General features: G+C 31.9%; 14 protein-coding genes and 1 tRNA gene. 5 read left to right on the plus strand and 10 right to left on the minus strand.

The window, feature by feature from the left end; translation table 11 throughout:
• The first annotated feature begins 6 nt into the window (after nucleotides 1-6).
• From BUB65_RS01135 to BUB65_RS01155, 5 genes are all read left to right on the plus strand, one after another.
• On the plus strand, nucleotides 7-1,017 hold the full coding sequence (locus BUB65_RS01135; protein ID WP_073071228.1) for an ABC transporter ATP-binding protein: 1,011 nt from the start codon (nucleotides 7-9) through the stop codon (nucleotides 1,015-1,017).
• On the plus strand, nucleotides 1,010-2,002 hold the full coding sequence (locus BUB65_RS01140) for an ABC transporter ATP-binding protein (RefSeq protein WP_073071231.1): 993 nt from the start codon (nucleotides 1,010-1,012) through the stop codon (nucleotides 2,000-2,002). Before BUB65_RS01135 ends, BUB65_RS01140 begins: the two co-directional genes overlap by 8 nt.
• Nucleotides 2,003-2,006: 4 nt before the next feature.
• On the plus strand, nucleotides 2,007-3,746 hold the full coding sequence (locus BUB65_RS01145; RefSeq protein WP_073071233.1) for an ABC transporter substrate-binding protein: 1,740 nt from the start codon (nucleotides 2,007-2,009) through the stop codon (nucleotides 3,744-3,746).
• A gap of 74 nt (nucleotides 3,747-3,820) precedes the next feature.
• Nucleotides 3,821-4,786 (plus strand): ABC transporter permease, encoded by a 966-nt coding sequence (locus BUB65_RS01150; protein ID WP_073071235.1) that lies wholly within the window; start codon nucleotides 3,821-3,823, stop codon nucleotides 4,784-4,786.
• 13 nt (nucleotides 4,787-4,799) lie between these two features.
• Nucleotides 4,800-6,434: an ABC transporter permease gene (locus tag BUB65_RS01155; RefSeq protein ID WP_073071237.1), complete on the plus strand. Its 1,635-nt coding sequence runs from the start codon at nucleotides 4,800-4,802 to the stop codon at nucleotides 6,432-6,434.
• Nucleotides 6,435-6,537: 103 nt separating this feature from the next.
• Here BUB65_RS01155 and BUB65_RS01160 read toward each other — a convergent pair.
• The 10 genes from BUB65_RS01160 to miaA all read right to left on the minus strand — a co-directional run bounded on the left by BUB65_RS01160 (nucleotide 6,538) and on the right by miaA (nucleotide 15,198).
• Nucleotides 6,538-6,628 (minus strand) — tRNA-Ser (locus tag BUB65_RS01160).
• Nucleotides 6,629-6,636: 8 nt separating this feature from the next.
• Nucleotides 6,637-7,101: a YqeG family HAD IIIA-type phosphatase gene (locus tag BUB65_RS01165; protein ID WP_073071240.1), complete on the minus strand. Its 465-nt coding sequence runs from the start codon at nucleotides 7,099-7,101 to the stop codon at nucleotides 6,637-6,639.
• 13 nt (nucleotides 7,102-7,114) lie between these two features.
• Nucleotides 7,115-7,714, minus strand: coding sequence for a hypothetical protein (locus BUB65_RS01170; protein ID WP_234946699.1), 600 nt, complete (start codon nucleotides 7,712-7,714; stop codon nucleotides 7,115-7,117).
• A gap of 829 nt (nucleotides 7,715-8,543) precedes the next feature.
• Entirely contained in the window at nucleotides 8,544-8,678 is a 135-nt protein-coding gene (locus BUB65_RS08490) for a hypothetical protein (protein ID WP_268807466.1), read from the minus strand.
• 112 nt (nucleotides 8,679-8,790) lie between these two features.
• Nucleotides 8,791-10,062, minus strand: coding sequence for a transcription termination factor Rho (rho, locus tag BUB65_RS01180; RefSeq protein WP_268807467.1), 1,272 nt, complete (start codon nucleotides 10,060-10,062; stop codon nucleotides 8,791-8,793).
• A gap of 12 nt (nucleotides 10,063-10,074) precedes the next feature.
• On the minus strand, nucleotides 10,075-10,701 hold the full coding sequence (gene upp, locus BUB65_RS01185; RefSeq protein ID WP_073071245.1) for a uracil phosphoribosyltransferase: 627 nt from the start codon (nucleotides 10,699-10,701) through the stop codon (nucleotides 10,075-10,077).
• Nucleotides 10,682-11,767 (minus strand): peptide chain release factor 1, encoded by a 1,086-nt coding sequence (gene prfA / locus BUB65_RS01190; RefSeq protein ID WP_073071247.1) that lies wholly within the window; start codon nucleotides 11,765-11,767, stop codon nucleotides 10,682-10,684. The genes upp and prfA overlap by 20 nt, the downstream gene beginning before the upstream one ends.
• Nucleotides 11,755-12,816 (minus strand): type IV pilus twitching motility protein PilT, encoded by a 1,062-nt coding sequence (locus BUB65_RS01195; RefSeq protein WP_073071250.1) that lies wholly within the window; start codon nucleotides 12,814-12,816, stop codon nucleotides 11,755-11,757. The genes prfA and BUB65_RS01195 overlap by 13 nt, the downstream gene beginning before the upstream one ends.
• Nucleotides 12,816-14,282 carry a DNA polymerase III subunit gamma/tau gene (gene dnaX / locus BUB65_RS01200; protein WP_073071252.1) on the minus strand — a complete coding sequence of 489 codons (1,467 nt, stop codon included), beginning with the start codon at nucleotides 14,280-14,282 and terminating at the stop codon, nucleotides 12,816-12,818. Before dnaX ends, BUB65_RS01195 begins: the two co-directional genes overlap by 1 nt.
• Complete coding sequence (gene miaA / locus BUB65_RS01205; RefSeq protein WP_073071255.1) at nucleotides 14,266-15,198, minus strand: tRNA (adenosine(37)-N6)-dimethylallyltransferase MiaA; 933 nt, start codon at nucleotides 15,196-15,198, stop codon at nucleotides 14,266-14,268. Before miaA ends, dnaX begins: the two co-directional genes overlap by 17 nt.

Consider the following 15,198-nt stretch of genomic DNA (forward strand, 5'->3'; position numbering starts at 1 on the left):
AAGCTTTTGGAACCTATACTTTCTGTTAGAAACCTTAGTACTTGGTTCTACATGGAGGAAGGCATTGTAAAAGCAGTGAACGAAGTAAATTTCGACCTCCATGAAAATGAAGTTGTAGGTATAGTTGGTGAAACTGGATCTGGGAAGAGTGTAACAGTGCGTTCTATAATGAGGTTGATTCATAAACCTGGTAAGATAGTTGATGGTCAGGTTATTTATAGAGGAAGAGGTAAAGAAGAGGATATTTTGAAATTACCTGAAGATGAAATGACAAAAATTCGCGGAGAAGAAATAAGTATGGTTTTTCAAGATCCACTTACTTCATTAAATCCATTGTACACAATTGGAGATCAGCTTGTTGAAACGATCATTCAACATCAGGATGTTGATAGGAAAACGGCATGGGAAATTGGTATAGAGATGTTAAAGAAAGTTCAAATTCCCGAGGCTGAAAAAAGGATGATGGCTTATCCGTTTGAATTCAGTGGAGGGATGAGGCAACGTGCAGTAATTGCAATTGCATTATCATGTAATCCTAAAGTTTTAATTGCGGACGAACCTACGACAGCCTTAGATGTAACTATTCAAGCACAAATTTTGGACTTAATGAGAGAATTACAAAAAGAATTTAAGACAGGATTGTTGTTTATAACTCACGATTTAGGAGTTATTGCTTCAATGGCTGATAGGATAATTGTAATGTATGGTGGAAGGCAAATGGAATTTGCTAGTGCTGAAGATATTTTTTATAAACCTATGCATCCATATACCCATATGTTATTGAGAGCGATTCCTAGACTTGATAAAAAGCAAGATAAGTTGGAAGCTATTCCTGGGCAACCTCCGAGAATGATTGATGTGCCTAATATTTGTCCATTTGCGCCAAGGTGTCCAAGGAGATTGGATAAATGTACAAAAGAACTCCCAGAATTTACTGAGATTGAACCAGGACATTATGTGAGATGTTTTAATCCGGTTATAGAGACAAAGAAATCGGAGGCGATTGCCAATGAATGATGTAATAATTAGAGTTCAAAATCTAAAAAAATATTTTCCAATTACCAAAGGCTTTATGATAAAAAAACGTGTGGGAGATGTTAAAGCAGTAGACAATGTTTCTTTTGAAGTAAGAAGAAAAGAAACTTTTGCTTTAGTTGGCGAGTCTGGATGTGGGAAAACCACAACGGCAAGGACAATGTTAAGGTTAATTGATCCCACAGATGGAAAAATAGAAATTTTGGGAACGGATATATCACATTTAAATCGAAGAGAATTGCTTCCATTTAGGAGAAAAATGCAAATTGTTTTTCAGAATCCTATTGGTTCGTTAAATCCAAGAATGACAATTGGACAAATTTTGACTGAACCTCTATTATTTCATAAAATTGTTAATTCCAAGCAAGAAGCATATGATAAAGCTGTTGAATTGTTAAAGATGGTTGGTCTTAAAGCATATCATATGGACAGATATCCTCATCAGTTTAGTGGTGGGCAAAAACAGAGGATAGCTATTGCAAGAGCTTTATCTGTTGATCCTGAAATAGTTTTTCTTGATGAGCCAACTTCGGCTTTAGATGTTTCAGTTCAAGCTCAAATTATTAATCTTTTTATGAAATTTCAGGAAGAATTGGGATTAACTTATGTATTTATATCTCACGATTTGTCCTTAGTAAGATTTATAAGTGATAAAGTCGCTGTAATGTATTTAGGTAGAATTGTTGAAATGGGCGATGTTGACGAAATTTTCGATAATCCGATTCATCCGTATACGAAAGCATTGTTATCAGCATCGCCAATTCCAGATCCAAAAGTTGAAAAGAAAAGAAAGAGAATAATTTTAACAGGCGGAGTACCTAGTCCAATTGCAAGGCCTAATGGATGTTTCTTTCATCCGAGATGTCCGTACAAAATGGAAAAGTGTGAAAAAGAGTATCCAATGATGTATAATGTTTCTGAAAATCACCAGGTATCATGTTACCTGGTAGAAAAAGAGGGGGTGTGAGTTTATGAAGAAACTCTCAGTACTTTTGATAGTTTTAGCAGTGGTATTTGCTTTTGCTGCTCAGCTTCCATATATTGGAGCAGATGCAACTGGTAAACATGGTGGACAGTTTGTTATAGGAACTTTGTCTGGACCAAAAACTTTGAATGATGTTGTTGCAAAAGAAACAAGTTCCACAGATGTTATTGATTTGTTTATGGGATATGGTGGAACGTTGATTGAAAGACATGGTGTTGATATGAAGTTTTATCCCGCGATTGCTGAAAGTTGGGAAGGTCCAAGGTTGACTTCAGATGGTGGTATGGAAATTATTTGGCACATCAGAAAGGGAGTTAAATTTAGTGATGGTCATCCTCTTACAGCGGATGATATAGTCTTTACTCTTAACGAAATTTACACAAATCCAGATATTCCAAGTTCAATGCAAGATGTTTTAATGAGCACAAACGGATATTTACCAAAAGCAGAAAAAATTGATGATTACACAGTAAGAATGTATTATCCTGAACCATTCAGGTTAGCATTTAGATATTTGGGCGGAATGTACATTTTCCCAAAACATATAGCCGAAGAATATGTAAAGAATGGAAACTTCCAAGAATTTTGGACAGTTGATGCAATTAACGATGGAAAAATAGTTGGACTAGGTCCATATATTCCAGTAGAATATGTTCCAGATCAATATGTTAGATTTGTAAAAAATCCTTACTATTGGAAAAAAGATGCAAATGGTGAACAATTACCATACTTTGATGAAGTAGTATTTAAAATTATCTCCAACCAAGATGCAATGAGACTTGCATTTGAAAATGGTGAAATTGATGTATACGCTCCAAGAGGAACAGAGTTTGCTGAACTTAAAGAAAAAGAAAAAGAACTTAATATTGTAGTTACTACAGCTGGACCAGCATATGGTACGACATTTATTACATTTAACTGGAATACACCAGATCCAGTTAAGAGAAAATGGTTCAGAAACGAACACTTTAGAAAAGCAATTGCACATGCAATTGATAAAGACTCTATAATTGATACACTTTATAATGGTTTGGGTATTGCACAATGGTCACCTGTTTCAATGAGTTCACCATTCTATAATGAAGATGTTGTAGTAAAATACGAGTTTGATCTTGATCTTGCAAGAGCAGAGCTTGAACTTGGTGGATTTACCTGGAATGAAAATGGGCAACTTGTTGATGAAGATGGAAATCCTGTTAAATTCTTGTTAACAACTAATGCTGGAAATAGAGTAAGAGAAGGAGTAGCAAATATTATTCAAGACGCATTAAAGCAACTTGGTATGGATGTAACATTTACTCCAATTGACTTTAATACATTAGTTCAAAAACTTCTCAATACAGGTGATTGGGAAGCAGTTATTATTGGTTTAACTGGTGGAGATGAACCACAAGGTGGTGCAAATGTATGGAAAGTAGATGCAGGTTTACATTTCTGGAATTATTCACCTGAAGTGGCAGAATATGTTGATAAAAATGATTATTATTTACCAGATTGGGAACTTGAAATTGATAAGATATTCAGAGAAAATGTAAAAATACTTGACGAAAAAGTTGTATATGACTACTTCTCAAGGTTCCAACAACTTGTTTCTGAACATCTACCTTTAATTTACACAGTTAACTCTTTGAGACTTTATGCATATAAAGCAACACTTAGAAATGTAAAGATAGGACTTCTTGGTGGAACAACCTGGAATATTTATGAAGAGTGGAAAGAAGAATAATAATTTGTAAAGATTTTCTTTTGCGGGCGTGCTCCCGCCCGCATTTTTCAAATATTTGAAGAGAGGTGAATGAATTGCTAAGATATATAGCACGTAGATTGATAATATTAATTCCTGAGCTCTTCATAATAACGTTGATAGTATTTTTAATAATGCAAGCAGCACCTGGAGATTTTTTGGATCAATATAGGCTTGATCCTTCTGTTTCAAAGGAATTTTTGGAGTCTTTACAAAAACAATATGGTCTTGATCAACCTATCATGGTCCAATATTTCAAATGGTTGAAAGGGCTTTTAACAGGAGATCTTGGTTATTCTTTTTATTATAGAAGACCCGTCACTGATTTAATTGGCGAAAGAGTACTTGCAACTTTGATTTTATCATTATATTCTTTTGTGATTTCTTGGATTTTAGGAGTTATCTTGGGTGTAGTTTCAGCACTAAAAAAATATTCATTTTGGGATAAATTCTTAACAGTTATTGCATTTACTGGAATTGCTATTCCTGGATTTTTCTTAGCTTTGTTATTACTATATTTTGCAGCAAAAACTGGTACATTTCCTGTTGCTGGAATGTATAGTGTAACGCATGGCCAGATGAATGTTTGGCAGGGGTTTAAGGATATTTTTTGGCATTTGCAACTTCCTGCGTTTACTTTAACTTTTGGTGGTTTTGCAGGTTTGATGAGGTATATGAGAGGAAGTTTATTGGACGTGCTTAATGAAGATTATGTTGAATTTGCTCGTGCAAAGGGCATGCCTGAAAGAGTTGTAATATTTAAGCATGCAATGAGAAATGCGATAAATCCATTAATTACGATGTTTGGTTTTAGTTTGTCAGCATTATTAGGTGGTGCAGTTATTACTGAAACGATCTTTTCATGGCCAGGATTAGGAAGGCTTGTCTATCAAGCATTAGTTCAACAAGATATTTATGTAGTTATGGCAAGTACAGTGATTAGCGTCATTATGTTGATAGCTGGAAATTTAGTTGGTGATATTCTTCTAGCTGCAGTTGATCCAAGAATTAGGTTGGAATAGGAGGTAGTATTGGATGGCAAAAAAGAAGGATGAATTAAAAAATAAAAATAATGTGAATAATGAAAATATAGATTTTGAAGAAGTTTATTTATCTCGTGGACAATTGATGTGGCGTGCTTTTAAAAAGAATAAATTAGCAATGTTTGGTTTATGGATTTTAATAATCATGTATATCGTGATGTTCGCTGCTGATTTCTTAGCTCCATATAATCCTTTTGATCAGAGTCTAAAACATTCTTATGCTCCTCCAACTAAAGTTTCATCAGTGTATAAGGTAAAAGATTTTGAACAAAAAGTGGGATTGCATGTTTTGCCTTGTACAAGTTATGTTGATAAGTTAGATTATACAAGAAAAACTAGACAATTACTTTTTCCTAGTCGTTTAACTTTAGAGTATAAAGGAAAAGTTATTACATTAGTTGTTAATAATGCAAAATATTTTCCAAGAAATGAATTTCCTGGTGAAGTAATTAATACTGATAAAATTCAATTTAGTTTGAAAAAGGAAGAATATGCATTTGTAGGTGGAAAATGGATAAAACTTTCTTCATCAAGTGAAAAAACGGATTATTTAGTTTTTGGAATTAACGATTCTATTTTAACTGATGGAGAAGCCTTTGTTGAAAATGATACTAGGACAGCCAAAAATGTAATTTTTGGGAAATATTCATTCAAACTCAGAGTAAATTCAGAAGATGAAATAGAAAAAGTAGGTTTAAAGTATTACATTAACTATATAAAATATACAGATGAAAATGGAAAAACAAAGATTTTAATGGGTAAGGATTTAAAGGTCTTAGATTTTGATTATAAGTATTATCCTATTAAGTGGTTTGTAAAATCCTGGGGTCCAAAAGAGAAAGATTATGGAAGAGTAGGTTACATTTTATGGGTCATTCCTTTAAAACATCATTTGTTTGGTGTGGATAATTATGATAACAATCCATTTGTGAAATTATATATTCTTGGTTCAGATCAATTTGGTCGAGATGTATGGAGTAGAATAATTTTTGCATCAAGGATTTCGTTATCTATAGGGTTCATTGGTTTAGCGATTACTTTGACATTATCTTTGTTCTTTGGAGGAATAGCAGGTTATTATGGAGGTATGGCCGACGAATTGTTAATGAGATTTACAGAAATTATAATGTCCATACCGGGTTTTTATCTTCTTATATTGCTGAGGTCATTATTACCTCTTGATATGCCGTCATCTCAAATATATATACTTCTTGTTTTTATATTATCATTCATTGGTTGGGCCGGAAGAGCGAGAATTATAAGAGGTATGGTTCTTTCTATCAAAAGAAACGAATTTGTTGAAGCAGCAGTTGCTTTGGGCTATCCTGATAGGAAGATATTGTGGAAGCATGTTATTCCGAATACAATGACATATATGATTGTAACCTCAACATTAGCAATTCCAGGATATATTTTAGGTGAGGCTGGGTTATCGTTCTTAGGGCTCGGAATTCGTGAACCATCAGCCTCGTGGGGGCTTATGATGGCAAGGGCGCAAGATATTTATGTACTACAAAGTGCGCCATGGTTACTCATACCAGGTATATTTATATTTGTAACCGTTCTTGCTTTTAACTTTGTTGGCGATGGTTTACGTGATGCATTTGACCCAAGAGCGTTAGGATAAAAAGTATAAAAGCCTGGTTGATTGCCAGGCTTTTTATTTGACTTATAATAAAAATCTTGCATAAAAAAAAGGGCAAGTTGCCCTTTTTTTATTTTTAAAGAAATGGCGGAGGCGGTGGGACTCGAACCCACACGGGGGTGTAACCCCCACCGGTTTTCAAGACCGGCCCCTTAGCCAATTCGGAACACGCCTCCGATAAAGATTATATCACATTTTTTAAGATTTTCAAGAGAATTTTTTCAAAAAATCTAAGTAATTTTGTAATTATAAATTCTTTTGATGTGTCAATTGGCTGTACCTTTATTGTATAAGCTCCAAGCAATTTTCCGAAAATAATGTCTGTAAAAATTTGATCACCAATAACTACTTTTTTTTCTTTATCTAGTTTTTTAAATTTTAAAAAACGTTTAACTTTAAAAATCAAAGGTTTTCTAGCTAACCAGAGGGCTTCAACGTTATAATTTAATTTTCTTGGTTTTCCGTTTGATACTATAAAAACATGAACATTTTTGCTTTTAAGATTTTCAAAAAGTTGAATAGTTTCGTTACTTATACTAGAATTTCTCCATTTATTTAATGTGTTGTCAAAGTCGAACAAAAAAATTTTGTACCCTTGTTCTATTAAACTATTATAATCGATCTCAAAAATGTTGTTTTTTAATTCCATATTTTTACTCCTTTTAGTTGATATCTAGAATTTTAAATTGTTTAAATTTTATTGTCACAGTTTCAGTACTATCATCTGTAGAAAATACTATTTCGTCGAACCCATCTTCAGTTAATGTAATATTTATTTTTGTAGGTTCTAGTCCTAATCTTTTAAGAAACGGATAGCCAGTAGGTGAGAAAATTAGACCATTTTTAGTTTCTGATACTCTGAAAACGGACGAAGATAAAAAATCTGAAGCAGTTTTGAAAATTTCATAAATTGAATCTATCGTATAATTACTTACCTCAGAATTCGTATTATTTTGATATTTAAATACAGAAATATTGTTAAGTGCATTGAATTCAATTTCTATATCTTTTAAAAATTCAGGTGCAAGAAATTTTACAGTAAATTTTTCAAGATTGATTATTGTTGCTTCTAGAGATATATTTGTGTGAAATTCGCTTTTTTGTTCATCCATTACATCAAAAATTATCTCAGTACTTATAAAAAAGTCTCGCTTACCGGAAAAACTTTTTATAAAATTAAAAATTAAAGGTTCTGAGAATGAAATAGAAGATATAAGAATAAATATTAGTGTTAGAAGATATGGAAGTTTTTTAATGTTCATCACTCCTTTTAAGATGATTCTATTAATACTAAATATATTATAACAATAATGAAGGAAAAAGAAAAAGAAAAAGATGAAAAATGACTTCCATATTTTCAAGTTGTAAATGGTAAAATACAAATGGCCAAGAAGAGGAAAATAAATTTTTGAACAACAGGTATTAAGATCATATATCATAGTCCATGGTCGAAAGGGCACATTGACGATTTCCTAATAGTAAAAATGAAGTAACAAAAAGTAATATATAATACTTTTAAGAAGTGGCCCTCGATACAATTTATATCTTTGCGTATTTTTATTTGAAAGCAAAGGAAAAAAGCAACTCTAGTTAGGATTATTAAAGAAAGTTCATAGTCTATATATTTATGAATGTCAAAGATGGAAATGAACATTAAAAAAATTAGAAAGGTTTTCACTAAAAGTTTTTTGTTAATTATCGAAAATTCAGGATTTATTTTGATAGGATTTTGCGCTTTTAATTTATATCACCTACAAATTTTAATTTTTTTGCAACAAAGGAGATAATCATATAAATACTATTGATAGTGGGAATATTTTAGTAATAAATTTTAAGAACATTTTTACTACAATTACGATTAAAATATTAGGTTGAATACCAATAATTGTTGAAAGATTATCAATAAGGTAAGAAATTATAGAGAAAAACATAACAGGTTTTGAGTTGATATAAGCAGAATTTGAAATGAGCAAAATAATAGGAACAAAAAATAATTGCTGCCACATTATCTAAAATGACTGAAACAATAAAAATTTACGAAAAAGAGTAATCTATGAATATTAGATTTAATAAATTTCGCAGTGTTTATCGCTACATATTGAAAAAGCCTATAGATTTTAAAATTGGAATAATCATTATTTCAATAAGAAAAAACATTGTATTAAAGTCAATAAATTCAGAAGCTTTTTCAATTTTTGTACTACCTATTTTCAAAAGACCAACCATTAAACCTATCAAAAAATTTTCTTTTTTCTTTTTTAAAAATAACGAAATAGTAGGCAAGTGTAAGGAAAACAATTGTCATAATTTCAAGTAATTTTGAAACGTTCTTGAATATTTAATTTCCTTTTTGAAGATCGATTAATGCTAGAAAATCATCATTAGATTTAGTATCACGAAGTTTTGAAAGGATCAATTTTAGCCCTTCTTCTTCAGTCATTGATGAAAGCATTTTTCTTAATAGCCATATTTTCTTCAGGGTAGCTTCATCTAATAAAAGTTCTTCTCGCCTTGTTCCTGAAAGAATAAGATTAATTGCAGGGAATATTCTTTTGTTAGCAAGTTGTCTTGAAAGAACGAGTTCCATATTTCCTGTTCCTTTAAATTCTTCAAATATTACTTCATCCATTTTAGAACCAGTATCTATTAACGAAGTAGCGATGATAGTTAAACTTCCACCCTCTTTTGTATTTCGTGCAGCTCCGAAAAAGTGTTTGGGTTTATATAAAGCAGCAGGATCAACTCCGCCAGATAATAATTTTCCACTTGGTGGTACATTAATGTTATAAACTCTTGCAAGTCTTGTCAAACTGTCGAGTAAAATAACAACATCGTGACCATATTCAACTAGTCTTTTTGCCATTTCTAAAGTTAATTCCGCTTTTTTAATTTGTTTTTCAGGTGGCATGTCAAAAGGAGCAGCTATTACTTGAGCATTAACTGATTCCTTTATATCTGTTACTTCTTCTGGTCTTTCATCAATTAACAAAACAATTCGAATGGTTTCAGGGTGGTTTTTGGCGATGCCATTTGCAATCTCTTTTAAAATAGTTGTTTTTCCAGCTTTAGGAGGAGCTACAATCATTCCTCTTTGGCCTTTTCCAATAGGTGAAAATAAGTCAATTAAACGTGTTGACATTACGTTCTTTTCTGTTTCTAAAACATATTTTGAATCAGGGTATGTTGGGGTTAAATTTTCAAAATTGACTCTTTCATTCGCAAGTTCAGGCGATTTATAATTAACTGCTTCAATTTTTATCATGGCAAAAAATCTTTCTCCTTCTTTTGGTGGGCGAATTACCCCAGAAATAATATCTCCAGTATTTAAATTAAATTTACGAATTTGTGAATTGGAAAGGTAGATATCTTTTGAGCTTGGCAACATGCTTTCTAAGCTTCTTAGAAAGCCGAACCCGTCGGGGTGAACTTCAAGCACTCCCTCGCCAAAAAAGTAACCTTCAGATTCAGCCTTTGCTTCTAGAATTGCAAAAATTAGATCTTGTTTTCTTAAAGATGTATAGCGTGGGATATCATATTGTTTTGCGAGCTTATATAATTCTTTGATTGTCATTTTTTCCAAGTCATTGATATTTAATGCATCTGATTTCAAACTAACTCCTCCTTATTTAGTTCTAAATAATCTATCACCGGCGTCACCTAATCCAGGTAAAATATAACCTTTTTTATTGAGTTTCCGATCAAGTGAGGCAGTATAAATGATTACTTCGGGATGTTGCTTGTTAATAAATTCTACGCCTTCCGGTGAGGATATTAAAGTTACTAATATTATGTTTTTTCCATTATTTTCTTTTAAAATTTCAATTGCTTTTGCTGAAGAAACACCAGTTGCGAGCATAGGGTCAAGAACGAATATAAGTGAAGAATCATTTAATTTTGGTAATTTTGCATAATATTCTACTGGTTGCAAGCTTTCGGGATCTCTATAAATGCCAATATGCCCAACTGAAGCATTAGGAAGTAATTGTAATATACCATCAGACATTCCAAGACCAGCTCTTAGAATAGGGACTATTACAACATCTTTATCATTAAAAAAATATCCTTTTGTTTTCTCAAGAGGGGTTTCAATCTCAGTTTCAAATAGTTTTATATGTCTTGTAGCTTCGTATCCGATAAGCAAGGTAATTTCTTTTAGTAATTCTCTAAATTCTTTTGGCCCCGTATCAACTCTTCGCATTATTGTTAATTTATGCTTGATCAAAGGGTGATCAACTATTTTTATGTTCATTTTTTACGCCCCCTTTTATGATATTTTCTAATTGTTCAAGCATGTCAATTCTCATTAGTCTTGTTATAAATTCATCCAATTCTCCATCTAGCACAGCTTGAAGGTTGTATGATGTGTAGTTAATTCTATGATCTGTGACTCGGTTTTGTGGAAAGTTATATGTTCTTATTTTTTCGCTTCTTTCTCCAGTTCCTATTTGCGATTTTCTATTAGCACTAATTTTTCTTGCTTGTTCTTCAAGTTTCAATTTGAATAATCTTGCTCTGAGAACGTTCATAGCTTGTTCTTTATTTTGGAGTTGTGATCTTTCAGTTTGACAGGTGACAACTATACCAGTAGGAATATGTGTAATTCTGACAGCTGATTCAGTTTTATTAACGTATTGTCCACCCGCCCCAGATGCTCTATAAGTATCAATTCTTATTTCCGAGGGATTAATTTCGATGTCAACACTAGAGACTTCCGGTAAAACAGCAACTGTAGCAGTGGAAGTGTGAACTCTTCCACCAGATTCAGTTGTGGGGACACGTTGAACTCTGTGTACGCCGCTTTCATATTTTAAATAATTTCCGACATTTTTTCCTTTTATTCTGACAATGACCTCTTTGTATCCTCCTAGATCCGTCTTGTTTTCATCGATAATTTCTGCTTTGAATCCCTTCTTTTCTACATAGCGTAGATACATCCGCAGTAAATCAGCTGCAAATAATGCTGCTTCTTCTCCACCAGTTCCGGCTCTAATTTCCAAATATACATTTTTTCCACTATATTCATTTTCAGGAATGACAATAGAAATCAATTCTTGCATCACATTTTCTTTTTCTTTTTCTAATTTCTCAACTTCTATTTCAAAATTTTCTGGCATTTCTTCTTTCCAAAGTTGGATTTCATCTTCTAATTCTAAGTATTTGTTTGCAAGAGTGTTTATTTCTTTCATTTTTGAATATTCTTCCGAATACTTCTTTATTTCTTCTGGAGATAACGGAACCATTAACTTTTTTTCTAAGTTTTTGATAGCTTCATTACTCCAATTTTTTATTTGAATTACAATATCTAAATTCTCCATCCTAGTCTTTTTTGCACCTCCTGTAAGTTCCTAACATTTTCTAATAACGTTTCTTTGGTGATTATTTCCTTCAAGTAAGCTTCAATTAAAACATCATCAAATAATGTATTTCCTTGCGATTTGCTTGCTTGCATAACACCTTCTATTTGGTGTAATTTTCCTTCACGAATCAAGTTTCTTATCGCCGGTGTTGCAACCATTATTTCTGTAATAGGAATTACTCCAGAGTCTTTTTTGGGGACCAATCGTTGAAAGATTACGGCGACCAAGGTATTTGCAAGTTGTAGGGATATTTGTTTTTGTTGATGTGCCGGGAAAACATCCACAATTCTTTCAGGAGCAGAAGCTGCGGAGTTTGTATGAACGGTGGCAAAAACAAGATGCCCCGTTTCGGCTGATGTTAATGCCATAGAAATTGTTTCTAAGTCTCTCATTTCCCCAACTAGTATAACATCTGGATCTTGCCTTAAAGCATATTTTAAACCATCTGAAAAACTTAGTGTATCTGTTCCGACTTCACGTTGATGAATTAGTGATTTATTATTTTCAAAGACATATTCTATAGGGTCTTCAATGGTAATAATGTGTTTAGCGTATTCACTATTAATATGTTCGATCATTGCGGCAAGAGTGGTTGATTTTCCACTACCAGTTGGTCCGGCAACTAATACAAGACCATATGGTCGTTCTGCAAATGTTTTTAGAATTTGAGGAAGGCCCAATTCATCAACTGTTCGGATTTTTCTAGTAATTAGTCGTAATGCTAGTGCAGGATTTCTTCTTTCATAATAATAGTTTGCTCTAACTCTCAAATCTTCCAATGAGAAAGAAAAGTCAACTTCTTTTTTTTGGCTTTCAATACTATATTCTGAAAGGATTTCTTCTACTGCCTGTTTCAATTCATTTGCATTAATTGGGGGAAAGTCGGAAAGTTTAACTAATTTCCCATCAACTCTGATGATTGGTTCTAATCCTGTGGACAAATGTATATCCGAAGCTCTCATTTGCTTTGCTTTTAGAATAATATCTTTTAGAATTAGCAAATTCATCACTCCTCTATTGTATAGTTGTTACCAAATATGGCTTTTAATTTTTTTAGTACTTGATCCGTTTCATTGTTATCTTCTGTTTTTACAATAAATGTTTTTCTGATACCTGCTTTTGTTAAGTAAAATTTTTCTAGAACATCAATTTTGGATTTAACAATTTCAAGCTGTATTTTTTTATCAGGGGGGAAAGAAATTATAATTTCATTATTAGTTTCTTCAATTTTTGCAAAAGATAATCCAACATACAAAGATAAATCACCTTTTATCTTTAATTCTTCGATAATTTCATTAATAATGCTGCCTTCATTTTCCAAAACTTTTAAATCATTATTAGCACTGTTTGATATTGATGATTTATTAATGATATCTTTAATTTCAGGAGTATTTCCATTACTCGGACTATTTGTTGGTTGTACTTCTTTTAGATTGTTTTTTTGGTCTAGATTATTTTCGAGAGGTTTACTAATATAATTTTTTGATAATTCTATTAATCCAAGTTTAACTAATAAGAACTTCTCATCTGAATATTTTATATCTTTAAGAATCAATGAAATAGGTTTTAAAAGATCGATTTCGCTTAAATCTCCATTTTGAACCTTAAGAATAATGTGTTCAAGTATTTGATTTAAAAATAGTTCAATGTCTTTTCCTGAAAAATAAATTTCTTCTACTAAATTGAGTACTTGTTTTATGTTACCTGTTCTAATAGCTTCGAGTAATTTTTTGATAATTTCTTCAGAAATCATTCCAAGCGTTTCTTTGACTGTATCAACTGTTACTTTTTCGCTTGCAAATCTTACTACCTGTTCCAAAATGGTAAGTGCATCTCTTAATCCACCATTTGCTCTTATTGCAATTTCATGTAATGCTTCGTTTGTGATGTCAAAACCTTCTTTCTCTGATATATATTTTAATCTTTCGACAATTTTATTAAGTTCAATATTTTTAAAATCTATTACTTGACATCTTGAGATTATCGTTGTAGGTATTTTTTCTGGGTTGGTTGTAGCTAGAATGAAAATAACATTTTGCGGAGGTTCTTCAAGAGTTTTTAGCAAAGCATTAAATGCTTCTTTTGTTAACATATGGGCTTCATCAATAATATAAATTTTATATTTTCCTTGTGCAGTATGATATCCAACGGTATCTCGTATTTTTCTAATTTCATCAATCCCTCTATTTGAAGCAGCATCTATTTCATATACATCCATAAAATTACCGTTATCTATTGAAATACAAGAAGAGCATTTATTACATGGTTCAATATCAATACGATTTTCACAATTTAAAGACTTTGCAAGAATTCTTGCAACAGTGGTTTTACCCGTACCTCGAGGGCCTGCAAAGATATATGCATGTGAAACCATATTATTTTTAAGAGAGTTAATGAATAATCTTTTGACATGTTCTTGACCTATGACTTCTGAAAACGTTTTAGGCCTATATTTTCTATAAAGGGTTTCCATTTCCTCCTCCTCTAGCTTTTGTTATAATATTTTCTAATAAAGTGAGAATTTCTTTTCTTGAAAGTTCAGATAAATTAAACCACCTGGCATTTTTATATCTTCGCAACCATATAATTTGTCTTCTTGCAAATCTTCGTGTATTTCTTTTTATTAAATGTATTGCAGTTTTGAAATCATATTTTCTTTCAAAATGAAGAATTAGTTCTTTATATCCAATTGTTTGAAAAGCATTTAAATTTACAGGATACTTCATAATTAGTTTTTTAACTTCGTCTACAAGTCCATTTTTTATCATTGCATCGACTCTTGTATTAATTCTTTCATGTAATTCATCTCTGTTCCTATTTAAGACAATTATAATATAATCATCAGAAATAGAATGATGGTGCTGCAATTCTGAAATTTTTTTTCCAGTTTTCATATAAACTTCCAAAGCTCTTATTGTTCTTTTTATATCAGCCGGGTGAATTCTTGTAGCTGAAGCTGGATCGTACTTTTCAAGCATACTTCTAAGAATCCCAGGCTCTTGTTTTTCAAGATTACTTAATTCTTTTCTTAGGTTTTCATCTCTAGGGACTCCTTCAAACATTCCTTTGGTTAAAGCATCGATATATAACCCTGTACCACCTACAAAAACAGGATAAATACCTTGTTTCAATAATTTTTGCTGAATTTTTAAGGCATCTTGTCTATATTGAAATGCATTGTAGTATTCATCAGGTTTGATGAAGTCGATTAAATGATGCCTAACTAATTTTTGTTCTTCAACTGTGGGTTTTGCTGTGCCAATATCCATATGTTTGTAAACTTGTCTTGAGTCAACAGAAATAACATGGAAGTTTAATTTTTGACCAAGTTCCAAGATAATATCAGTCTTTCCAACAGCTGTTGGGCCACTAATAATTATGTATTTCAT

Origin of the sequence: Thermosipho atlanticus DSM 15807, assembly GCF_900129985.1 — a bacterium.
Lineage (GTDB): Bacteria > Thermotogota > Thermotogae > Thermotogales > Fervidobacteriaceae > Thermosipho_A > Thermosipho_A atlanticus.